The following is a 21,350-nucleotide window of genomic DNA, read 5'->3' as shown; positions in this document are numbered from 1 at the left end:
GTCAGTCTCCGTTCGATTCGTCGGCTGCGAGGGCGGCGTTCCGCCGGTCGAGAGCAGCCCCCTTGATGGTCGCATACGCGTACATGCCGCCGAAAACCAGCGCGACGATCCCGAGCGCCGGCACGAGGAACACCCCGAGCGCCAGGACCACCTGCAGCAGCCAGCCCAGGAGGATGCCCCATCGGTGCCGCAGCAGCCCTGAGGTGACGATCATCGTCACGGCGAGGACCGCCCCGGCGACCACTCCCCACCAGTCGGCGACGCCCTCCGGCAGCGCACCGAGTCCGTAGACGGTCAGTCCGCCGAGGAAGACCACGATGGATTCGAAACCGAGGACGACCGATCCGAGCGACTCCGCGGCACCGCGACGTCGGCGCTCGCGAGGCCGTCTCACGCCTGCCATCCCGACTTCCAGTCCTCTGCGGCGGCGAGGGCGATCGCTTCGCCCGCGAGTACGACCGAACCGGCGATGATCACCGCGCGCCGTTCCGCAGCCGCGGCCCACTCGCGCGCAGCCTCGGCCGCTTCGACGAGGTCGCGGTGCTCGGTGACCCCGAGTCCGCGCTCCTCGGCAAGATCGGCGACGAGGGTCGGCTCCGACGCGCGCTCCGAGTCCGGTGAGGTCGCGAACACGTGCGCGGCGACCGGTGCCAGGGCCTCGACGATCCCCGCGGCGTCCTTGTCTCCCAGAACACCGAGCACGACGCCCCACTCGTCGAAGTCGAACGACTCGCGCAGCGCCGCCGCGAGTGCCGCTGCCCCGTGGGGATTATGTGCACTGTCGACGAGCACGGTCGGGCTGATCCCGAGCAGCTGCAGACGACCCGGGGAGGTGACAGCGCCCAGTCCGTCCGCGACGACCTCCGCGTGGAGTGCCTGGTCCTCGGCGCCGATGAGAGCTTCGACCGCGGCGACCGCGAGGGCGGCGTTCTCGGCTTGGTGAGAGCCGTAAAGCGGCAGGTAGAGCTCGGGGTACTCCCCCGCGCGCCCCCGAACACTGATCTGCTGTCCGCCGACGGCGAGGCTGTGCGCGGTCAGACCGAACTCCTCGCCGGCGAACCCGACGGTGGCGGCCGCCTCCGCGGCGCGCGCTCGGATCTGCTCGGCCGCCTCGGGTGTCTGCACGGCCGAGACGACCGCCGCGCCGGGCTTGATGATGCCCGCTTTGACCGCGGCGATCTCGGCGATGGTCTCGCCGAGGCGGTCGGCGTGGTCGAGCGCGACGGGGCCGATGACGGCGACGTCCCCGTCGGCGGTGTTGGTCGAGTCCCACGATCCGCCCATGCCCACCTCGATGACCGCAACATCGACGGGCGCGTCGGAGAACGCGACGAAGGCGAGGACGGTGAGCAGCTCGAAGAACGTCAGAGGAGCGTCACCCGCCGCATCCAGCTCAGCGTCCACGAGGTCGACGAAGGGAGCGATCTCGTCCCACGCGTCGGCGACCGCGGCGTCGGCGATCGGCTCGCCGTCGATCAGGATGCGCTCGGTGAAGCGCTCGAGGTGCGGGCTGGTGAAGAGCCCGGTGCGCAGCCCGTGCGCGCGGACGAGGCTCTCGATCATCCGGCTCGTCGACGTCTTGCCGTTCGTTCCCGTCACGTGCACGACGCGGTAGGTGCGCTGCGGGTCGTCCAGCAGTTCGAGAACGCGTCGTGTCCGCTCGACGCGGGGCTGCACCCACTGCTCCCCCTGACGCTGCAGCAGCGCCGTGTACACGGCGTCGGCGCGGGCCTGATCGGTCATGCGGTCTCTCCTGTCAGCCGGGTGACGCTCACGGCGAGGTTTCCCCTGTTGGCGTAGGTCTTGGCCGCGACCACGGCCTCGAAGTCGGGCTCGGTCGCGGCGACGGACTCCGCAGACTCGGCAACGGTCGAGGTGCGTGAGCGCACCACCCATTCGCGCGCCAGCGTCTCGCCCGCCACATCGGCGGCATCGAACGCCGATGCGACAGCAGCGGCGTCCTCGTCGGAATCGAAGGTCAGCATCAGCCGGATGCGGTCGCTGACTTCGAAGCCGGCGGCCTTCCGGGTGTCCTGCACCGCGCGGATCACGTCGCGCGCCAGGCCCTCCGCCTCGAGCTCCGGGGTCGTGGTGGTGTCGAGCAGGACGAACCCGCCGCCCGACAGCAGTGCGATCGCGGTGCCTTCCGCCACCCCTCCCGCTTCGAGGGTCAGGTCGTACTCGCCGGGCTCGAGCGCGACGCCGTCGACGGTCACGACACCGTCCTGCTCGCTCCACAGGCCCGCCCGGGCACCCGCGATGACGTGCTGCACCTGCTTGCCCAGTCGTGGACCGGCCACGCGCGCATTGACCGAGAGACGCTGGCTGATGCCATACGAGGCCGCGAGGTCGTCCGAAAGCTCGGCCACAGCGACATCCTTCACGTTGAGCTCGTCGCGGAGGATGTCGGCGAACTGCTCCAGCGACGCCGCGTCACTCATCGCAACCGTGAGCTGAGGCAGCGGCAGGCGCACGCGCTTGCCCTCCTTCTTGCGCAAAGCGTTGGCCACCGATGAGACCTCGCGGACGGCGTCCATAGCCGAACGGATGTCGGCTGCGGGCGCGAACTCGTCCGCGTCCGGCCAGTCCTCCAGGTGAACGCTCCGTCCGCCGGTGAGGCCCTGCCAGACGCGCTCGCTCACAAGGGGCAGAAGCGGCGCTGCGACCCGGGTCAGCGTCTCGAGCACCGTGTAGAGGGTGTCGAACGCCTCCGTCGAGGAATCGTCGCCGGGCACGACGCCCACCCAGAAGCGATCGCGGGAGCGGCGGATGTACCAGTTCGTAAGCGCTTCGGCGAAGTCGCGCAGCTTGGCGGCGGCCATCGTGGAGTCGAGGGCCTCCAGGTCGGCTGCGACATCGCGCACCAGGTCGCCGGTCAGCGCCAGGATGTAGCGGTCGAGCACGTTCGTGGAGTCGGTCCGCCGCCGCGCCTCGTACCCCGCCCCGCCCTCACCGCCGGCCGCGTTGGCATAGGTGGCGAAGAAGTACCAGGTGTTCCACAGCGGAAGCAGGAACTCCCTCACGCCCGCCCGGATGCCCTCTTCGGTGACGACGAGGTTGCCGCCGCGGAGCACCGACGAGCCCATCAGGAACCACCGCATGGCGTCGGAACCGTCGCGATCGAAGACCTCGGACACGTCCGGGTAGTTCCGCAGCGACTTCGACATCTTCTGACCGTCGCTGCCCAGCACGATGCCGTGGCAGGCGACGCCCGAGAACGCCGGCCGGTCGAACAGCGCACCCGAGAGCACGTGCATGACGTAGAACCAGCCGCGAGTCTGTCCGATGTACTCCACGATGAAGTCGGCCGGCGCGTGCTCGTCGAACCACTCCCGGTTCTCGAAGGGGTAGTGCACCTGCGCGTACGGCATCGACCCGGAGTCGAACCATACGTCGAAGACGTCCTCGATGCGGCGCATCGTCGAGCGGCCCGTGGGGTCGTCGGGGTTCGGACGCGTGAGGTCATCGATGAACGGCCGGTGCAGGTCGACCTCGCCCGCCTCGTTGCGCGGTAGGCGACCGAAGTCGCGTTCGATGTCGGCGAGCGAGCCGTACACGTCGGTTCGCGGGTACTCGGGGTCGTCGCTCTTCCAGACCGGGATCGGCGAGCCCCAGAAGCGGTTGCGGCTGATGGACCAGTCGCGCGCGCCCTCGAGCCACTTGCCGAACTGCCCGTGCTTGACGTTCTCGGGTGCCCACGTGATCTGCTCGTTGAGTTCGAGCAGGCGGTCCTTGATCGCCGTGACCCGCACGAACCAGCTCGACACCGCCTTGTAGATGAGCGGATTGCGGCAGCGCCAGCAGTGCGGGTAGGAGTGCTCGTAGCTCGCCTCGCGAAGGAGACGGCCCTCGGCCTTCAGGAGGCGGATGAGCGGGCGGTTGGCGTCCATCCACAACTCCCCCGCGACGTCGGTGACCTGCGGGAGGAAGCGCCCGCCGTCGTCGAGGCTCATGATGAGCGGGATGCCGGCTGCACCGGTCACGCGCTGGTCGTCCTCACCGTAGGCCGGGGCCTGGTGGACGATGCCGGTGCCGTCGGTGGTGGTGACGTAGTCGTCGACGAGCACCCGCCACGCGGAACCCGTTCCCCAGGTGTCGGTGTCCGCGTAATAGTCGAAGAGCCGGTCGTACTGCACGTCCGAGAGCTCGCTGCCGAGAACGGTCCGCTCGATCGCGGCGCGCGCCTCGTCAACGTCGCCGTACCCGAGGTCCTTCGCGTAGCCCGCGAGGAGGTCTTCGGCGAGGAGGTAGCGGTGGGCGTCGGCCTCGACACGGTCCTCATGAACGTCGGCGGCGCCGGCCGGCCCGCCGGGCAGCACGACATAGCGGATGCCGGGGCCGACGGCGAGAGCGAGGTTCGTGGGCAGCGTCCACGGGGTCGTCGTCCACGCGAGAGCGCGCACACCGGTGAGGCCGAGGGACTCGGCCTTCGCCCCGACGAGCGGGAAGGTGACGGTCACCGACGGATCCTGACGCATCTTGTAGACGTCGTCGTCCATGCGCAGCTCGTGGTTCGACAGGGGCGTCTCGTCGCGCCAGCAGTAGGGCAGCACGCGATGCCCCTCGTAGGCGAGGTCCTTGTCCCACAGCTCCTTGAACGCCCAGAGCACCGACTCCATGAAGCCCGTGTCGAGCGTCTTGTACCCGCGTTCGAAGTCGACCCACCGCGCCTGCCGGGTGACGTAGTCCTCCCACTCGCGCGTGTACTCGAGGACGGATGAGCGCGCCTTGTCGTTGAAGGCGGCGATGCCCATCGCCTCGATCTCGCTCTTCTCGGTGATCCCGAGCTGCTTCATCGCTTCGAGCTCAGCCGGGAGGCCGTGGGTGTCCCAGCCGAAGACGCGGTCGACCTTCTTACCGCGCATGGTCTGGAAGCGAGGGAAGACATCCTTCGCGTACCCGGTGAGCAGATGGCCGTAATGCGGGAGCCCGTTCGCGAACGGAGGGCCGTCGTAGAAGACCCACTCGGGCGCCCCCTCGCGCCGCGCGATGGAGCTGCGGAAGGTGTCGTCGCGCTCCCAGAACGCCAGCACGTCGCGCTCGACGTCGGGGAAGCGGGGGCTCGGAACGACGCTGTCGGCGGCGGGGCCGAAAGCAGAGGACTTCGGATAGGTCATGGCTTCTCTCGCAGGGTCGGACTTCCTGCGAGGACGATCGTGCGACCGCGGTACCACCCCGCTTGCCCCGGAGGGCCACTCTCCCAGCGGCTGTGACGGGCCTGCCCCGCTCGGTTCTACTGGGCGGGTGACCGCCGTTCTTCCGAGAGCTCCCCGGTGATGGCCGGATCGGTGCTGATGAGCCCATCATACCGTCGGCATACGCTGAACGTATGGCCCGCCCTCGTACCCGTCCCACGCCCCCTCGGGTGAGCGAACCCGACCTGCCGCGTCACCTCGAGCCCGGTGTCCTCACTAGACACGGCGATCTCGTCGAGACGTCGATCGCACTCAACGGCGGCGCGGTCGACGGCGCCCACGCACGGCTGAGCGAGAGCGTCGTCGAGGCCGGGTCCCCCGACCGGCTCGATCTCACGGGCGCGGTGCTCGCCGACGTGGCCATCCGCGACCTCGCGACGGCCGAGTTCCGCTCGGGCGACGGCAGCTGGCGCACCGTGACCCTCAGCGGTGGGCGGATCGGCACCCTCGACGCCCAGCGTGCCCGCTGGGACGGCGTCATCCTCCGCGGCATCCGGATCGACTACCTCTCGGTGCCCGCCGCGACGTTGCGCGATGTGCTCATCGTCGACTGCCGCATCGGAACGCTCGATGCCCCGGGCGCGATGCTCGAGCGGGTCCGTTTCGTCGACACGACGGTCGACGAGTTCGACTCCCGTGCGCTCTCGAGCACGGATCTCGACCTCCGCGGCCTGGAAGCACTCGCCTTCACGGACATCCGGGCGCTGACCGGCGCCACTGCATCGCGTCGGCAGATCGAAGCGCATGCCCCCGCGTTCGCCGCTGCGCTCGGATGGGACGTGCGCGATGAGGCGTCCGCCGAGGAGCCGAGCCGATGATCGCCCGCACCGAACGTCTGGTCCTCCGGCTGATGACCGAGGACGATCTGGACCCGCTCCGCGAGATACTGACCGACCCCATCGCGATGACCGCCTACGAGGGGGCGTTCGACGACGACGAGAGCGCGCGGTGGCTCGCGCGCAATCTTCGTCGCTACGAGGAGGACGGGTTCGGCCTCTGGGCCGTCGACCTCCCTGGGGCCGGCATGATCGGGCAGTGCGGCATCACGCGGCAGTTCGTCGGCGACGAAGAGGTGCTCGAGGTCGGCTACCTCTTCCAGCGGGTGCACTGGCACCGCGGTTACGCGACCGAGGCCGCCGCCGCCGCGCGAGACTGGGGATTCCGCGAGCTCGGTGCTCCGGCCATCTGGGCCAAGGTCCGCGACACCAACATCGCATCCATGAACGTCGCCATCCGCCTCGGCATGACCGTTCGCCGCCGGTTCATGGTGCACTACCGAGGCGTGGACATGCCCCACCTCGGATTCGCCGTCGATCGCTGACGGCGCCTCGTCAGGACGCCGACCAGGCCTCGCCGCGTACCTCGGCGAGCGGCGATTCCCGCAACAGGCGCGAGATCGGGCAGCGATCGTGCGCTGCAGCGGCGAGTTCCGCCGCCTCGGAGGCATCCAGCCCCTCGCCGGAGATGAAAGCCGTAACGAGGAACTCGTACCCCGTGCGCCCCTCGGCGTCGCGCAGCTCGACCTCGACCCGCGCCTTCGTGCGGTGGCGGCCCGCCACGATCGCCTGCGCCGTCGCGTTCAGGCACGTCGACCAGGCCAGCGCGAGGAGCTGCTCGGGATTGCTCGCGGCGGTGTCATGGCCCGGCTGCAATGGATTCGACACGGCGACCTCCAGGCCGTCCGGAACGCGGCTGACCCCCGTGCCGCCGTCGTCGTTGAAAGCAGAGGTGCGGTACCGGGTGACCATGGTTCGACTATAGTTGAACGTCGTCCAACTATTAGGGGATGCCCTGTGCCACCGACCGACGCGCCGATCGCCCTCAGCGGCGTGAGCGTCACCTACCCCGGCGGAACCCGCGCTCTCACCGACGTCGATCTCGCTGTATCTCCGCGCGAGATCTTCGGAGTCATCGGCGAGAGCGGTGCCGGCAAGAGCACTCTCCTGGCTCTGCTCACCGGCGAGATCAGCGCGACCGCAGGAACCGTGAGGGTGCTCGATCAGGACCCGACCGGTCTCAGCCGGACGGCGCTGCGGGATCTGCGCCGGCGGATCGGCGTGGTCTTCCAGGGTGTGCACCTGCTGGCGAATCGCACCGTCCGTCAAAACGTCCTGCTCGCCCTCGAACTGCGCGACCGCCGGAACCGCCTGAGTGTGAATGAGCGACGCGCCGCGGCCGACGAGACGCTGCGTTTCGTCGGTCTCGGTGGTCGCGAGGATGCGTACCCGTCTGAGCTCAGCGGCGGTCAGCGTCAGCGCGTAGGGATCGCCCGCGCGCTCGTGGGCCGGCCCGAGGTCCTGCTCTGCGACGAGCCGACCTCCTCGCTCGACGCCACCACGACCGACGGCGTCCTCGCGCTCCTCCGCGAGGCCCGGGACCGGTTCGGAACGACAGTGGTCGTCGTGACGCACGATCTCGCCGTCGTGCGGCGCGTCTGCGACCGCGTCGCGCTGTTCGAGGACGGGCGTCTGCGCGACATCCTGCACGTCGAGCCCGCATCGGATCTGGGCCGGGAGAGCTACCTCGACCGCGCCCGGCGGGAGCTGGGCGCATGACCGGCCTGGTCGAATCACTCGAGCGCCGCGGCGGAGACCTGCTCGAGGCGCTCGGCGAGACCGGATACATGCTCCTCGTCTCACTGGCCGCAGCGGTGGTCCTCGGACTCCCCCTCGGGATGCTCGTGTACCTGACGCGGCGGGGCGGCGCCGCGCCGAACCGGTTCGTGTGGTGGATCGGAAACCTCTTCATCAACGTCGTGCGCTCCTTCCCGTTTCTCCTCCTGGTCGTGTTCCTCGTGCCGGTGACACGTCTCGTCTACGGGACGACATTCGGCACTCCTGCGGCGACGTTCTCGCTCTGCTTCGTCGCGGTCGCGATCTACGCACGACTCGTCGAGCAGATTCTGCGCGAGATCAGCCCGGGCATCCCCCGGGTCGCGCGCACGATGGGAGCGACCCTGCCTCAGACGATCCGGCGCTTCCTGCTTCCCGAGGCCGTTCCCGGCCTCGCCTATGCGCTGACCTCGGCGACGATCAGTCTGCTGTCGTATTCCACCGTGCTCGGTGTGGTCGGCGGTGGCGGCATCGGCGACTTCGCGCTGCGCTACGGCTACCAGGAGTACGACTATCCGCTGATGTACTTCACGATCGCCGTCATCCTCGTCGTGGTGCTGGTCATCCAGTCGGCCGGTCACCGCCTGTCGATCCGACTCGACCACCGTTGACCCTCGTCCACCCGCTCTCACAAGGAGAACCCATGCCCGTTCGCACCCTTCGCACCCGCATCGCCTCGGCGGCCATCGCCACCTTCGCGGTCGCCGGACTCCTCGCCGGCTGCGCCGGCTCGCCCGGAGACACGGATTCCGGGGTCACGACGCTCCGCGTGGGCGCGGTGACCGCCCCCGCGACGGACATCGTCGAGGCTGCCGGAGCCGCGATCGCCGACGGGTACGAGATCGAGCTCGTTCCGGTGTCGGACTACGTCACGATCAACAACATGCTCGCTGCCGGCGACATCGACGCGAACTTCTCGCAGCACGAGCCGTATATGACGGAGTTCAACGAGAAGAACGGGGCATCGCTCGAGGCGGTCCAACCCGTCTACAACTTCGTCATCGCCTTCTACTCGAAGACGCTGACCGACATCGGCCAGCTCCCCGACGGTGCCACGGTCGCCATCCCGAACGACTCGTCGAACACCGCGCGTGCGCTCAAGCTGCTGGCCGACGCCGACATCATCGACCTCGCCCCCGGCATCGACCCGTACACAGCGACCCTCGACGACGTCGCGGAGAACCCGAAGAACCTCCAGTTCCTGTCGCTGGAGATCAACCAGTTGAACACGGCGTACGACGAGGCCGACCTGGTCTTCCAGTGGCCGTCGCACATCGCCGCGCTCGGCCTCACGCCGCAGGACGACGGCCTGCTCACCGAACTCGACGACCGCTTCGCGCTGCAGCTCGTGGTCCCCTCGGCTGAGGCGGATTCCCCTGCCACGAAAGCACTCATCGACGCGTTCACGAGCGACGAGGTGCGAAAGGTCATCGACGGCAACGAGACCATCGAAGCCGCCTTCTGACCCCCGGTAGACTCGGACGACGCACACTCAGGCACGCTCACACAGTGCCGCACATATCGTCGAGGAGTTCCCATGACAGCGCACATTCCCGAGAAGCCCGCTCTGGAAGGCCTCGAGCAGAAGTGGGGCGCCGCGTGGGCCGAGCAGGGCACCTACCTGTTCGACCGCGCGCGTGCCGCGAAGACCGGCCGCGGCGGCGTCTTCTCCGTCGACACGCCTCCCCCGACGGCATCCGGGTCGCTGCACATCGGCCACGTCTTCTCGTTCACCCACACCGACCTCAAGGTGCGATTCGAGCGCATGCGCGGGAAGAGCGTCTTCTACCCGATGGGCTGGGACGACAACGGCCTGCCCACCGAGCGCCGCGTCCAGAACTACTACGGCGTGCGCTGCGACCCGACTCTCCCCTACGACGAGTCGTTCGTCCCGCCGTTCGAGGGCGGCGACAACAAGTCGAGCCGTGCCGCCGACCAGGTGCCCATCAGCCGTCGCAACTTCATCGAGCTGTGCGAGAAGCTGACGATCGAGGACGAGAAGCAGTTCGAGTCGCTCTTCCGCCAGCTCGGGCTCTCCGTCGACTGGACCCAGACGTACCGGACGATCTCGGACGAGACCATCCGCACCAGCCAGCTCGCGTTCCTGCGCAACCTCGAGCGCGGCGAGGCCTACCAGGCGCTGGCCCCCACGCTGTGGGACATCGACTTCCGCTCCGCCATCGCGCAGGCCGAGCTCGAGGATCGCGAGCAGCAGGCGTCGTATCACCGCATCGCGTTCCACAAGACCGACGGCAGCGGCGACATCCACATCGAGACGACGCGGCCCGAACTGCTTCCGGCGTGTGTCGCCCTCGTGGCGAACCCCGATGACGAGCGCTACCAGCCCTACTTCGGCAAGACCGTCCGCACGCCGCTCTTCGACGTCGAGGTGCCCGTCCTCGCCCATCACCTCGCTCAGCCCGACAAGGGCTCGGGAATCGCGATGATCTGCACGTTCGGCGACGTCACCGACATCATCTGGTGGCGCGAGCTCGACCTGCCCAACCGCACGATCCTCGGCCACGACGGTCGCATCGTGGCCGAGGCGCCTGACGTCATCGTCACGGATGGCGCACGCGCGGCCTACGCCGAGCTGGCGGGCAAGACCGTCTTCAGCGCCAAGAAGCGCGTGGTGGAGTTGCTGCAGGAATCGGGCGAGCTGCTCGAGGTGTCGAAGCCCTTCAGCCACCCGGTGAAGTTCTTCGAGAAGGGCGATCGCCCGCTCGAGATCGTCTCGACCCGTCAGTGGTACCTGCGCAACGGTGCCCGCGACGAAGAGCTCCGGGCGCGCCTCATCTCGCTCGGTCAGGAGATGTCGTGGCACCCCGACTTCATGCGGGTGCGCTACGAGAACTGGACCAACGGTCTCACCGGCGACTGGCTCGTCTCCCGTCAGCGCTTCTTCGGCGTACCGATCCCGATCTGGTACGGCCTCGATGAGAACGGCGAACGCGATTACGAGCGCGTCATCACCCCCGATGCCGCCCAGCTCCCGATCGACCCGACCACCGATGTCCCTCCGGGATACACCGCCGAGCAGCGCGGCGTGCCCGGCGGGTTCGACGCCGAGCGCGACATCTTCGACACTTGGGCGACGTCGTCGCTGACCCCGCAGCTCGCGGGCGGGTGGCAGCGCGACGAGGAGCTGTGGCAGCTTGTCGCGCCGTTCGATCTGCGGCCGCAGGGGCAGGACATCATCCGCACCTGGCTGTTCTCCACGATGCTCCGCAGCGCTCTCGAAGACGGCCGCGCACCGTGGTCGGATGCCGCGATCTCCGGCTTCATCGTCGACCCCGACCGCAAGAAGATGTCGAAGTCGAAGGGAAACGTCGTCACCCCCGCCGACATCCTCGCCCAGCACGGCACGGATGCGGTCCGCTACTGGGCCGCGTCGAGTCGCCTCGGTTCCGACGCCGCGTTCGATCCGCAGAACCCCACGCAGGTGAAGATCGGCCGCCGTCTCGCCATCAAGGTGCTGAACGCCGCGAAGTTCGTGCTGTCGTTCCCCGTGCCCGAGGGCGCGGCGGTGACCCACGACCTCGACGCCGCCATGCTCGCAACGCTCGACCGTGTGATCGTCGATGCCACGCGGGCGTTCGAGGCCTACGACCACGCTCGCGCGCTCGAGATCACGGAAGCGTTCTTCTGGACCTTCTGCGACGACTACCTCGAGCTCGTCAAGGAGCGCGCGTACGACCGCTCCGACGCGGGTCAGGCGTCGGCGGCGCTGGCACTGCGACTCGCGCTGTCGTCGCTGCTGCGTCTGCTCGCCCCGGTGCTCGCCTTCGCCGCAGAGGAGGCATGGTCGTGGTTCGAGGAGGGCTCCGTGCACACCGCGCCGTGGCCGGAAGCGAGCGGCATCGACGGCGACCCGGCCGTTCTCACCGCGGCCAGCGCCGCGCTCATCGGCATCCGCCGCGCGAAGACGGAAGCCAAGGCCTCGCAGAAGACCCCCGTCTCGGTACTGACGCTGCGCGCGGATGCCGCGACGATCGAGCGACTGCGCCGCGCGGAGGGCGACCTGAAGGCGGTCGGACGCATCGCCGAGCTCGAGCTCCTCGACGGTGACGGCGACCTGGTCGTGGAGCGCGTCGAGCTCGCGCCTCAGGAGGCGTGAGATGCGTTTGGGAACGCGGTGGACCAGCGGCGATGAGCCGCCCGTCTCGCTGCCGGCCGCTTTCCGCGACCGGGTTCGCGCGGTCGACGGCGGGCTCGACGCAGATCCGCGTCCGAAGTGGACTCTGACCTGGCTCGAGGGACGCCCCGTGGCCGAGCTCGAGACCGGTGTCGTGGTCTCGTTCGACGCCGCCGGTGAACCGGTCGTCGGTCAGATCGACGACGACGAGTTCTGACGCCCCGCTCTCCCGCCGCTCACTCCGACGCGGCGGGAGAGCTTTGCGCGGACGCGGAGCGGATGAGGCGCGTGCACGCGGCCGTCGCGGTGAGGCAGACAGCGCCCGCAGCGATGAACGGCAGCCGCAGGTCGATCGACGCGACCAGGCCGCCCAGGCTCGTCGCCACGGGGAAGAGTCCCCAGGTGAGCGTCCGGATGATGCCCAGAGTGCGCCCGAACAGCGCCGGCGGGATGATCTGCTGCCGCAGCGCACCCCACGGGACATTCCACACCGACACCGCGAACGCCATGCCCGCGTAGGCGATGACCGCGACGACGATTCCGGGGGCGAACCCGACGGCGACCATGCACGCTGCGGCGGCGAGGTTCGCGCCCCACATGACGTTGCCTCGGCCCCAGCGGGCGACCATGCGCGCAGCGAGGAGTGAGCCCGCGAGCGCACCGACCCCGACACCCGCCGTGACGAACCCGATGGCGAACTCGGGTACCCCGTGGACATCGAGGAAGTAGAGCAGCGTCGGAGCCTGCGCGAAAGCGAAGGCGCAGCCGACGACCGACGTGAACACGACCAGGGCACGCAGGAACCGATGGCGCCAGAGGTAGCGCAACGCTTCCCCGGCGGGAACGGCGACGTCCGGTGCTGCCGGCAGGGGCTCGGGGACGGCGCCGGCGACGACGTCGCCCTGATCCGCGCCGATGACGTCCGAAGCCCGTGAACGCGCCGCGGCCAGCGGGAGAAGGAGCGCCAGCGCGATCGGCACCAGGTAACCCGCGGCGCCGACCCACAGCGGTAGTGCGAGCGAGACGGCGAAGAGAACGCCGGCGACGGGCTGCGCTACGAAGCTGTCGATGGTGATCTGCGCGGCCTGGATGCGCCCGTTGGCCCGATCGAGCTGATCCCGCTCGACGACGCTCGGAATGATCGCGTTGGTCGCGTTGTCGAACAGGGTCTCGCCGAAGCCGAAGACGAGCGTGCCCACGAGCAGCCACACGATGTCGAGACTGCCCGTGACCGTGAGCACGGCCAGACCGACCGCGGCCGCGCCGCGCACGCTGTTCGCCAACGCCATGACACGGCGCCGGTCGAACCGATCGACGATGACGCCGGCAGGCACCCCGAAAACGAGCCACGGGAGGAAGGCGGCCGCGCCGAGCAACGAGATCAGCAGCGGGTCGCGCGTGAGTGTCGTGGCGATCAGGGGCACCGCCGTGCGGCCCAGGCCGTCCGCGAGGTTGCTGAACGCGGCGGCGGTCCACAGTCGCGAGAAATCGCGCCCGAGCGGACGGGGGCGCCCGGACTCGGGTGGGCGGGTCCGGGAGACGGTCACGCTGGTCATCGTCAGTCGCTCTCTGTCGTGATCGGAAACGCCTCGGCGCGCAGCGAGACGATGCGGTGTTCGGAGGACGAATGCGGGCCGGGGTCCGGGTCAACGCGGTACTCGTCGACGACGTCGTCGATGACTCTTTGGATACGCGCGTTGACCTCGCGGAGCTGCTCGACCGTCAGCGAGACGGTGGCCGAGGTGATGAGCGCGTTCTCGGCCCATGGGTCGAGTTCCTCGCGCAACGTGCTCTCCACGAAGCGCATGAGCTGCTCGTGTCGACGATCGAGGAACTCGCCCATGACGACCTGGGTCGCGGCGCGGCCCGCCGGCGTCCGCATCGTGTCCGCACCCGGGAACGAGACGCCGCCGGTGGGCCGTTCCCACCATCGCTCGCGCGCCGTGCCCCGATCGGGGATCTCGCGAATGAGGTCGTGCTTCGCGAGAGCGCGCAGGTGGTAGCTCGTCGAACCGGACGACTCCCCCGTCATCGCCGCGAGCGAGCTGGCCGTCTGAGGGCCTTGCTGACTCAGGATGTCGTAGAGACGCACGCGCACGGGGTGAGCGAGGGCACGGAGCGCGCCCGAGTCGAGCGTGCGGATGTCGCGAGGCGTCCGCTTCTCGGCGTTGATTTCGGTCATGGGTCCAAAGATAGCTTTGCAAGCATCTCTTTGCAACATAGTCTTTGGAACACATCGTAGGCTTGTGCCATGTCGGCATCTTCGAATTCCCTTCTCACCGCCTCGTCACTCGCGTGGGGCCTCCCCGACTACCGCGAGATCGACGTCAATGACTACCTGCCCGCCTTCCGCGAGGCCTTCGCTCAGCAGCGGCGCGAGATCGACGCGATCGCCGGCAGCACCGAGCCTCCGACGTTCGAGAACACGGTCGTGGCATGGGAAGAGAGCGGCCGGCTCCTGGGCGACGTAGCGCGCGTCTTCTACACGGTCAGCTCTGCGGACGCCACTCCCGCGGTGCAGGCCGTCGACGAAGAGCTCGCCCCGCTGATGTCTGCGCACTCCGACGCGATCCTCCTCGATCCCCGCCTGTACGACCGGATCGAGCGCCTGCACGCGAGCCGCGATGATCTCGGACTCACGGCCGAGCAGCGCTACCTGCTGGAGCGGCGGTTCGTCCAGATGACCCACGCCGGCGCCGGGCTCGACAGCAGCGCTAAGGAGCGACTGACCGAGCTCAACAGCCGACTGTCCGTTCTCACGACGACCTTCGAGAAGAACCTCCTCGCCGACACGAACGATCTGGCCGTAGTGTTCGAGTCGCGGGAGGAGCTCGACGGGCTGAGCGAGGGTGAGATCTCCGCCGCCGCGCGCGCGGCTGCCGATCGCGGGCGACCGGGGGCTTACGTCATCACCTTGACGCTGTTCACGGGCCACCCGGCGCTCGCCTCGCTCACGGACCCGCGGTCCCGTCGCCGCATCCTCGAGGCCTCGCGCGCTCGCGGCTCCCGCCCCGGCCGCCACGACAACCGGCCCGTGCTGCTCGAAATCGTCCGCCTCCGTGCCGAGCGCGCGGAACTGCTCGGCTTTCCCTCGCACGCGGCCTACGTCACTTCCGACCAGACGGCTGGCAACCCGGAAGCGGTATCCACGCTGCTGCGCCGGCTCGCCGCTCCTGCTGCGCGCAACGCACAGCGCGAGAAGCTGGCCCTGCAGGAGGTCGTGGACGGCGCCGAGGTCGGTCCGGAGGATTGGGCATTCGCAACCGAGCGCGTGCGCGCGAGCACGCTCGACATCGACACGCCCGCGCTGCGCCCCTGGTTCGAGGCCGAACGAGTGCTGCGCGACGGCGTCTTCTTCGCGGCGACACGTCTCTACGGCATCACGTTCCGTGAGCGCGATGACCTGCCTGCGTACCACGAGGACGCGCGCGTGTTCGAAGTCTCGAACGAGGACGGCTCCCACCTCGGACTGTTCGTGCTCGACCTCTACACGCGCGACACCAAGCGCGGCGGCGCATGGATGAACTCCATCGCCTCCCAGTCAGCGCTACGCGGGGCGACTCCGATCGTCGTGAACAACCTGAACGTCCCGAAGCCCTCCCCGGGCACGCCGACGTTGCTGACGCTCGACGAGGTGACGACACTCTTCCACGAGTTCGGGCACGCGCTGCACGGCTTGTTCGCCACGGTCACCTACCCGACCTTCGCCGGAACCAACGTTTTCCGCGACTTCGTCGAGTTTCCCAGCCAGGTCAACGAGATGTGGATCTACCGACCCGAGGTGCTGGCGAACTACGCCCGCCACGTCGACACCGGTGAGCCGCTCGCCTCGGACGTCGTCGAGCGCCTCGAAGCCTCGGGGGCCTTCAACCAGGGATTCGCCACGAGCGAGTATCTCGCCGCCGCATGGCTGGACCTCGCATGGCACTCGCTCAGCGCGGAGGATGCAGCAGCTGTCACCGACGTGGCAGCCTTCGAAGCCGCGGCCCTCGCCGACATCGGACTCGATGACTCCGCTGTGCCGACACGCTACTCGTCCGCTTACTTCGCGCACATCTTCTCAGGTGGCTACAGCGCCGGGTACTACTCCTACATCTGGAGCGAGGTTCTCGACGCCGACACCGTTGAATGGTTCGAGGAGAACGGGGGGCTGACCCGCTCGAACGGGGATCGCTTCCGTCAGCGCCTCCTCGGCGTCGGCGGTTCGAAGGATCCGCTCGAGGCATACCGTGACTTCCGGGGCCGTGACGCGCGCATCGAGCCGTTGCTCGCACGCCGCGGGCTGAGCGCCTAGGTCGCGTCTGCGGCGAGGAGTCCGTCGGTGGGAGCGCTTTGCGCGTCGCGCCCACCGACGGGGATCACGTCGTAGACCAGGCGCGCGAACGCCCCCACCCGTTCTGCTGAGCGCAACGCGAGCCGGTCCGACTCGATGCGACGCGGAAGCAGGGGCGCTCCCCCACCCAACGTCACGGGCGCAATGGAGACCGCGATCTGGTCGAGCGCACCGGCGTCGAGGAACTGACCGGCCAGGTCGCCACCGCCGACGACCCACACATCGTGCCCCGCAGCGGCCTCTCGGATATGCGCAAGCGCATCGGACACGGGCCCGGACACGAATCTGACGTCTGCGCCCGCCGGACGCGGAAGCTCGCGGGTCGTGAACACGAAGGTCGGCCGATCGCCGTGGAACTCCTGCCATCGCTCGGGGTGCGCGAGGATGTCCGACTCGGCGAGTACCCACTCGTAGGTCGTGGACCCCTCGACGATCACGCCCGCGTTCTCCGGGAGCAGACTCGCGTCGGGCTCGTCGCCGCCGTCGACCGCGAACAGCCAGGAGAGCGAGTTCGCGCCGTCGGCGATGAAGCCATCGAGTGAGCTCGCCGTGTCGAAGATGATGCGTCCCATATCGGCAGATTAACCGGGACCTCCGACACCGAAGCAGGCGATGCGACTCCGTCGTCAGGCGCTCTTGCGCTTCTGGCGCAGGACGAGCGTGGGCGGAGCACCGTCATCGACGGCAGCCCGCGTCACGATCACCTTGTCGACATCGTCGGCCGACGGGATCTCGAACATGATCGGGCCGAGAACGTCTTCGAGGATGGCGCGCAGGCCGCGGGCACCGGTCTTGCGCGCCACGGCGAGATCGGCGATCGCGCGCAGCGCCTCGTCTTCGAACTCGAGCTCGACGCCGTCGAGTTCGAACATGCGCTGGTACTGCTTGACGAAGGCGTTCTTCGGACCGGTGAGGATCTCGATGAGCGCCTTCTGGTCGAGCGGCGCGACAGACGTGACGACGGGGAGACGGCCGATGAACTCGGGGATGAGACCGAACTTGTGCAGGTCTTCCGGCTCGACCTCGCGGAAGAGGTCGAGTTCCTTGTCCTTCTCCTGCAACGGGGCGCCGAAGCCCACGCCGTGCTTGCCGACACGGGACGAGATGATCTCCTCGAGGCCGGCGAACGCGCCCGCGACGATGAACAGCACGTTGGTCGTGTCGATCTGGATGAACTCCTGGTGCGGGTGCTTGCGTCCGCCCTGCGGCGGAACCGACGCCACCGTCCCCTCCAGGATCTTCAGCAGAGCCTGCTGCACACCCTCGCCCGACACGTCGCGCGTGATCGAGGGGTTCTCCGCCTTGCGTGCGATCTTGTCGACCTCGTCGATGTAAATGATGCCGGTCTCCGCACGCTTGACGTCGAAGTCCGCCGCCTGCAGAAGCTTGAGCAGGATGTTCTCGACATCCTCACCGACATAGCCCGCCTCGGTGAGCGCGGTCGCATCGGCGACGGCGAAAGGCACGTTGAGGCGTTTCGCGAGCGTCTGCGCCAGATACGTCTTGCCACAGCCGGTGGGACCGAGCAGCAGGATGTTGCTCTTGGCGATCTCGACGTCGTCGGCGCGCTGTTCGGCGGGCTGGAGGGTCGAGTGCGCCCGCACGCGCTTGTAGTGGTTGTAGACCGCGACCGAGAGCGCACGCTTCGCCGGGTCCTGCCCGACGACGTACTCCTCGAGGAAGGAGAAGATCTCGCGCGGCTTGGGGAGGTCGAACTCGGCGACCGACTCGTCGCCCGACTCGGCCATGCGCTCTTCGATGATCTCGTTGCACAGCTCGACGCACTCGTCGCAGATGTAGACGCCGGGTCCTGCGATCAGCTGCTGGACCTGCTTCTGACTCTTTCCGCAGAACGAGCACTTGAACAGGTCGGCACTCTCACCGATGCGAGCCATGTACCCCTCCTGGATGCCGGAAACCATCGCTCACCTGAGAACGTGGTGCTCCGAGCCTAACCTCTCCCGCAGACATCCCCGCGGATTTGCGAGCCCTTCGAGTCGAACCGCCCCCATGACGCGTATGGCCCCGGCTCGTCGCCGGGGCCATACGCTGCGAACTCGCCTCGCTCAGGCGGTGATCGCGGCGGGGGTCCGCTTGCGCGACGTCAGCACCTGGTCGACGATGCCGTACTCCATCGCCTCGTGTGCCGAGAGGATCTTGTCGCGGTCGATGTCCTTATTGACCTGCTCCTGCGTGCGGTTGGTGTGGCGCGCCATGGTCTCCTCGAGCCACGTGCGCATGCGCAGGATCTCGGCCGCCTGGATCTCGATGTCCGACGCCTGACCGTGACCGGCCTCGCCGACGGCGGGCTGGTGGATGAGGATGCGGGCGTTCGGAAGCGCGAGCCGCTTGCCCGGGGCGCCGGCGGCGAGCAGGACGGACGCCGCCGAAGCCGCCTGACCGAGCACCACCGTCTGAATCTGGGGCGACACGTACTGCATGGTGTCGTAGATCGCGGTCATGGCGGTGAACGATCCACCGGGCGAGTTGATGTACATGATGATGTCGCGGTCCGGGTCCTGCGACTCGAGCACGAGCAGCTGAGCCATCACGTCATCAGCCGATGCGTCGTCGACCTGGACGCCGAGGAAGATGACGCGGTCCTCGAACAGCTTGTTGTACGGGTCCTGGCGCTTGTAGCCGTAGGCGGTGCGCTCCTCGAACTGCGGCAGGATGTACCGGCTCGAGGGCATCGCCGCACCGTGGGGAAGGCCGAAGGCGGGTGTGTTCATCGTTGTCTTTCTCCTTCGGTCGATCAGTTCTCGGTGCCGCCGCCGCCGACGACGTCAGTGGCCGACTCGCGGATGTGGTCCACGAAGCCGTACTCGAGCGCCTCCTGAGCGGTGAACCACCGGTCGCGGTCGCCATCGGCGTTGATCTGCTCGACGGACTTGCCGGTCTGGGCCGCGGTGATCTCGGCGAGACGACGCTTCATGTCGAGGATCAGCTGCGCCTGCGTCTGGATGTCGCTGGCCGTGCCGCCGAACCCGCCGTGCGGCTGGTGCAGCAGAACCCGGGCGTTGGGCGTGATGTAGCGCTTGCCCTTCGTGCCGGCGGTCAGGAGCAGCTGCCCCATGGACGCGGCCATGCCGATGCCGACGGTGACGATGTCGTTCGGAACGAACTGCATCGTGTCGTAGATCGCCATTCCGGCCGTGATCGAGCCGCCCGGCGAGTTGATGTAGAGGTAGATGTCCTTCTCGGAGTCCTCGGCGGCGAGCAGGAGGATCTTCGCGCAGATCTCGTTCGCGTTCTCGTCGCGCACCTCCGACCCGAGCCAGATGATGCGGTCCTTGAGCAGTCTGTCGAAGACGCTTGTTGCGATGAGGGGGTCAGCCATGTGTGCTCCTGATCCGAAGTTTCGTGACGTGTCGAATCTACCGACGCCGCCGCATGCGCCTGACCGTGTTCGCCGTGGGCATAGCCCGTGTCACCGCCGTCCCTGATGCGGAGCATCTGTCGGGCAGAGCAGAAGGGGCGGATGCCGCAGCATCCGCCCCTTCTGCCGGTCGGGCGACCGTCGCGATCAGGAGATCACTCGGCGGCAGCCTCGTCGGAGGCCTTCTTCTTGGCGGGGGCCTTCTTGGCCGGCGCCTTCTTGGCAGGAGCCTTCTCGTCGGTGGCGGGAGCGTCGTCGGCGGCATCCGCCTTCTTCTTAGCGGGCGCCTTCTTGGCAGGCGTCTTCTTGGCCGGCTTCTCCTCCGCCTCGGCGGCGTCGGCATCGGCGTCAGCGGCCTCGTCGGCGATCTCCTGCGCCTCCTCGACGACCTCGTCGGCGGCGGACTCCTCGCCCTCGACGGTGATGAAGCCGGTCAGGTCGACCGACTTCCCGTCGGTGTCGACGACCGTGACCTTGCCCAGGGCGATCGCGAGGGCCTTGTTACGGGCGACCTCGCCGACCATCACCGGAAGCTGGCCGTTCTGCTGGAGCGCGTTGACGAAGTCCTGCGGGGCCATGCCGTACTGCGCAGAGGCCTGGATCAGGTACTGGGTCAGCTCGTCCTGCGAGACCTGGACCTCGTGCGTCTCGGCGATCTTGTCGAGCACCATCTGCGTGCGGAACTGCTTCTCGCTCGCCTCGGTGACCTCGGCACGGTGCGCGTCGTCCTCCAGACGACCCTCGCCCTCGAGGTGCGCGTGAACCTCGTCCTCGACCAGTCCGGCCGGAACCGGGATCTCGACCTTCTCGAGGAGCGCGTCGACGAGCTTCTCGCGCGCGGCAGCGCCCTGCGTGAACAGGCTCTGCTGCGAGACGCGCTCGACAAGGCTCTCGCGCAGCTCGGCGATGGTGTCGAATTCGCTCGCCATCTGCGCGAAGTCGTCGTCGGCCTCGGGGAGCTCGCGCTCCTTGACAGCCTTGACCGTGACGGCGACCTCGGCCTCTTCGCCGGCGTGGTCGCCGCCGACGAGCTTGGAACGGAACGTGGTGTCCTCACCAGCGGTGAGCGACTCGATGGCCTCGTCGATGCCCTCGAGGAGCTCGCCCGAGCCCACCTCGTACGACACACCCTCGGCGCGGTCGATCTCGTTGCCGTCGATCGTCGCGACGAGGTCCAGCTCGACGAAGTCGCCCTTCGCGGCAGGACGGTCGACGGTGACGAGCGTGCCGAAACGGCCGCGCAGGCGGTCGAGCTCCTCGTCGATGGCGGCGTCGTCGGTGGCGACGGGCTCGACCTCGATGGTGATGTCCGCGTAGGCGGGAAGCTCGAACTCGGGACGCACGTCGACCTCGACCTCGACCTTCAGGTCGCCCGAGAAGTCCTTGTCGCTGGGCCAATCGACGACCTCGGCCGACGGACGCCCGAGGACGCGCAGCTCGTTCGCGGTGACGGCTTCGCGGTAGAAGCCGTCGAGGCCCTCGCTGACCGCGTGCTCGATGACCGCACCGCGGCCGACACGCTGGTCGATGATGGGAGCGGGCACCTTGCCCTTGCGGAAGCCGGGAATCTGCACGTCCTGAGCGATGTGCTCGTACGCGTGGGTGATGCTCGGCTTCAGCTCGTCCGGGCTGACCGTGATGTGGAGCTTCACCCGCGTGGGGCTGAGCGTCTCGACGGTGCTGGTGACCATGCCTG

19 protein-coding genes are annotated in these 21,350 nt (G+C 68.5%); 8 read left to right on the top strand and 11 right to left on the bottom strand.

The features are described 5' to 3' along the window. Window position 1 precedes the first annotated feature (1 nt). The 3 genes from VC184_RS07555 to ileS are packed head-to-tail and all read right to left on the bottom strand — an operon-like array spanning window position 2 to window position 5,117. Entirely contained in the window at window positions 2–403 is a 402-nt protein-coding gene (locus VC184_RS07555) for a DUF4233 domain-containing protein (protein WP_274177866.1), read from the bottom strand. Continuing rightward, on the bottom strand, window positions 391–1,743 hold the full coding sequence (locus VC184_RS07550; protein WP_274177865.1) for a bifunctional folylpolyglutamate synthase/dihydrofolate synthase: 1,353 nt from the start codon (window positions 1,741–1,743) through the stop codon (window positions 391–393). The genes VC184_RS07555 and VC184_RS07550 overlap by 13 nt, the downstream gene beginning before the upstream one ends. Beyond that, on the bottom strand, window positions 1,740–5,117 hold the full coding sequence (gene ileS, locus VC184_RS07545) for an isoleucine--tRNA ligase (protein WP_323987665.1): 3,378 nt from the start codon (window positions 5,115–5,117) through the stop codon (window positions 1,740–1,742). Before ileS ends, VC184_RS07550 begins: the two co-directional genes overlap by 4 nt. A 248-nt stretch (window positions 5,118–5,365) precedes the next feature. On the opposite strand from ileS, the gene VC184_RS07540 reads away from it, so the two are divergent. After that, a complete protein-coding gene (locus VC184_RS07540; protein ID WP_274177863.1) occupies window positions 5,366–6,013 on the top strand; it encodes a hypothetical protein in 648 nt (215 codons plus the stop codon). After that, window positions 6,010–6,516: a GNAT family N-acetyltransferase gene (locus VC184_RS07535; RefSeq protein WP_323987664.1), complete on the top strand. Its 507-nt coding sequence runs from the start codon at window positions 6,010–6,012 to the stop codon at window positions 6,514–6,516. The genes VC184_RS07540 and VC184_RS07535 overlap by 4 nt, the downstream gene beginning before the upstream one ends. Before the next feature lie 10 nt (window positions 6,517–6,526). Here the strand turns inward: VC184_RS07535 and VC184_RS07530 are convergent, their stop codons facing one another. Next, on the bottom strand, window positions 6,527–6,943 hold the full coding sequence (locus VC184_RS07530) for an OsmC family protein (RefSeq protein ID WP_274177861.1): 417 nt from the start codon (window positions 6,941–6,943) through the stop codon (window positions 6,527–6,529). Between the two features lie 45 nt (window positions 6,944–6,988). On the opposite strand from VC184_RS07530, the gene VC184_RS07525 reads away from it, so the two are divergent. From VC184_RS07525 to VC184_RS07505, 5 genes are all read left to right on the top strand, one after another. Then, window positions 6,989–7,750: a methionine ABC transporter ATP-binding protein gene (locus VC184_RS07525; RefSeq protein ID WP_323987663.1), complete on the top strand. Its 762-nt coding sequence runs from the start codon at window positions 6,989–6,991 to the stop codon at window positions 7,748–7,750. After that, window positions 7,747–8,418: a methionine ABC transporter permease gene (locus VC184_RS07520; protein WP_323987662.1), complete on the top strand. Its 672-nt coding sequence runs from the start codon at window positions 7,747–7,749 to the stop codon at window positions 8,416–8,418. The genes VC184_RS07525 and VC184_RS07520 overlap by 4 nt, the downstream gene beginning before the upstream one ends. A 32-nt stretch (window positions 8,419–8,450) precedes the next feature. After that, complete coding sequence (locus VC184_RS07515; RefSeq protein WP_323987661.1) at window positions 8,451–9,272, top strand: MetQ/NlpA family ABC transporter substrate-binding protein; 822 nt, start codon at window positions 8,451–8,453, stop codon at window positions 9,270–9,272. Between the two features lie 72 nt (window positions 9,273–9,344). Next, window positions 9,345–11,924 (top strand): valine--tRNA ligase, encoded by a 2,580-nt coding sequence (gene valS / locus VC184_RS07510; protein ID WP_323987660.1) that lies wholly within the window; start codon window positions 9,345–9,347, stop codon window positions 11,922–11,924. Between the two features lies 1 nt (window position 11,925). Beyond that, entirely contained in the window at window positions 11,926–12,159 is a 234-nt protein-coding gene (locus tag VC184_RS07505) for a hypothetical protein (protein WP_274177856.1), read from the top strand. Window positions 12,160–12,178: 19 nt separating this feature from the next. Here VC184_RS07505 and VC184_RS07500 read toward each other — a convergent pair whose 3' ends face one another. Together VC184_RS07500 and VC184_RS07495 are read right to left on the bottom strand one after the other, a co-directional pair. Beyond that, window positions 12,179–13,498, bottom strand: a complete 1,320-nt coding sequence (locus tag VC184_RS07500) for an MFS transporter (protein WP_407667134.1) — start codon at window positions 13,496–13,498, stop codon at window positions 12,179–12,181. A 2-nt stretch (window positions 13,499–13,500) separates the two neighbouring features. Continuing rightward, complete coding sequence (locus tag VC184_RS07495; RefSeq protein ID WP_323987658.1) at window positions 13,501–14,124, bottom strand: helix-turn-helix domain-containing protein; 624 nt, start codon at window positions 14,122–14,124, stop codon at window positions 13,501–13,503. Between the two features lie 69 nt (window positions 14,125–14,193). Here VC184_RS07495 and VC184_RS07490 point away from each other — a divergent pair, with 69 nt between their 5' ends. Continuing rightward, window positions 14,194–16,236, top strand: coding sequence for a M3 family metallopeptidase (locus VC184_RS07490; protein WP_323987657.1), 2,043 nt, complete (start codon window positions 14,194–14,196; stop codon window positions 16,234–16,236). Here the strand turns inward: VC184_RS07490 and VC184_RS07485 are convergent. From VC184_RS07485 to tig, 5 genes are all read right to left on the bottom strand, one after another. Next, window positions 16,233–16,847 (bottom strand): dihydrofolate reductase family protein, encoded by a 615-nt coding sequence (locus VC184_RS07485; protein ID WP_323987656.1) that lies wholly within the window; start codon window positions 16,845–16,847, stop codon window positions 16,233–16,235. The genes VC184_RS07490 and VC184_RS07485 overlap by 4 nt on opposite strands. Window positions 16,848–16,901: 54 nt before the next feature. Beyond that, window positions 16,902–18,170, bottom strand: coding sequence for an ATP-dependent Clp protease ATP-binding subunit ClpX (clpX, locus tag VC184_RS07480; protein ID WP_269266251.1), 1,269 nt, complete (start codon window positions 18,168–18,170; stop codon window positions 16,902–16,904). Between the two features lie 171 nt (window positions 18,171–18,341). Continuing rightward, window positions 18,342–19,007 (bottom strand): ATP-dependent Clp protease proteolytic subunit, encoded by a 666-nt coding sequence (locus VC184_RS07475; protein ID WP_210004530.1) that lies wholly within the window; start codon window positions 19,005–19,007, stop codon window positions 18,342–18,344. A 23-nt stretch (window positions 19,008–19,030) separates the two neighbouring features. Beyond that, window positions 19,031–19,615 carry an ATP-dependent Clp protease proteolytic subunit gene (locus tag VC184_RS07470; protein WP_023950833.1) on the bottom strand — a complete coding sequence of 195 codons (585 nt, stop codon included), beginning with the start codon at window positions 19,613–19,615 and terminating at the stop codon, window positions 19,031–19,033. A 194-nt stretch (window positions 19,616–19,809) separates the two neighbouring features. Beyond that, window positions 19,810–21,345, bottom strand: a complete 1,536-nt coding sequence (tig, locus tag VC184_RS07465; RefSeq protein WP_323987655.1) for a trigger factor — start codon at window positions 21,343–21,345, stop codon at window positions 19,810–19,812. Window positions 21,346–21,350 lie beyond the last annotated feature (5 nt).

The organism is Microbacterium plantarum (genome assembly GCF_035231185.1).
In the GTDB taxonomy this organism is placed as follows: Bacteria; Actinomycetota; Actinomycetes; order Actinomycetales; family Microbacteriaceae; genus Microbacterium; species Microbacterium plantarum.
Note: the sequence above shows the minus strand (reverse complement) of the source record. Positions and strands in the feature narration are given on the sequence as shown.

Coding starts and splice junctions, on each gene's coding strand:
- VC184_RS07555 (WP_274177866.1), bottom strand. CDS start 403: ATGGCAGGCGTGAGACGGCCTCGCGAGCGCCGACGTCGCGGTGCCGCG.
- VC184_RS07495 (WP_323987658.1), bottom strand. CDS start 14,124: ATGACCGAAATCAACGCCGAGAAGCGGACGCCTCGCGACATCCGCACG.
- VC184_RS07515 (WP_323987661.1), top strand. CDS start 8,451: ATGCCCGTTCGCACCCTTCGCACCCGCATCGCCTCGGCGGCCATCGCC.
- valS (WP_323987660.1), top strand. CDS start 9,345: ATGACAGCGCACATTCCCGAGAAGCCCGCTCTGGAAGGCCTCGAGCAG.
- VC184_RS07535 (WP_323987664.1), top strand. CDS start 6,010: ATGATCGCCCGCACCGAACGTCTGGTCCTCCGGCTGATGACCGAGGAC.
- VC184_RS07490 (WP_323987657.1), top strand. CDS start 14,194: ATGTCGGCATCTTCGAATTCCCTTCTCACCGCCTCGTCACTCGCGTGG.
- VC184_RS07530 (WP_274177861.1), bottom strand. CDS start 6,943: ATGGTCACCCGGTACCGCACCTCTGCTTTCAACGACGACGGCGGCACG.
- VC184_RS07550 (WP_274177865.1), bottom strand. CDS start 1,743: ATGACCGATCAGGCCCGCGCCGACGCCGTGTACACGGCGCTGCTGCAG.
- VC184_RS07520 (WP_323987662.1), top strand. CDS start 7,747: ATGACCGGCCTGGTCGAATCACTCGAGCGCCGCGGCGGAGACCTGCTC.
- VC184_RS07500 (WP_407667134.1), bottom strand. CDS start 13,498: ATGACCAGCGTGACCGTCTCCCGGACCCGCCCACCCGAGTCCGGGCGC.
- VC184_RS07505 (WP_274177856.1), top strand. CDS start 11,926: ATGCGTTTGGGAACGCGGTGGACCAGCGGCGATGAGCCGCCCGTCTCG.
- clpX (WP_269266251.1), bottom strand. CDS start 18,170: ATGGCTCGCATCGGTGAGAGTGCCGACCTGTTCAAGTGCTCGTTCTGC.
- VC184_RS07475 (WP_210004530.1), bottom strand. CDS start 19,007: ATGAACACACCCGCCTTCGGCCTTCCCCACGGTGCGGCGATGCCCTCG.
- ileS (WP_323987665.1), bottom strand. CDS start 5,117: ATGACCTATCCGAAGTCCTCTGCTTTCGGCCCCGCCGCCGACAGCGTC.
- VC184_RS07485 (WP_323987656.1), bottom strand. CDS start 16,847: ATGGGACGCATCATCTTCGACACGGCGAGCTCACTCGATGGCTTCATC.
- tig (WP_323987655.1), bottom strand. CDS start 21,345: ATGGTCACCAGCACCGTCGAGACGCTCAGCCCCACGCGGGTGAAGCTC.
- VC184_RS07470 (WP_023950833.1), bottom strand. CDS start 19,615: ATGGCTGACCCCCTCATCGCAACAAGCGTCTTCGACAGACTGCTCAAG.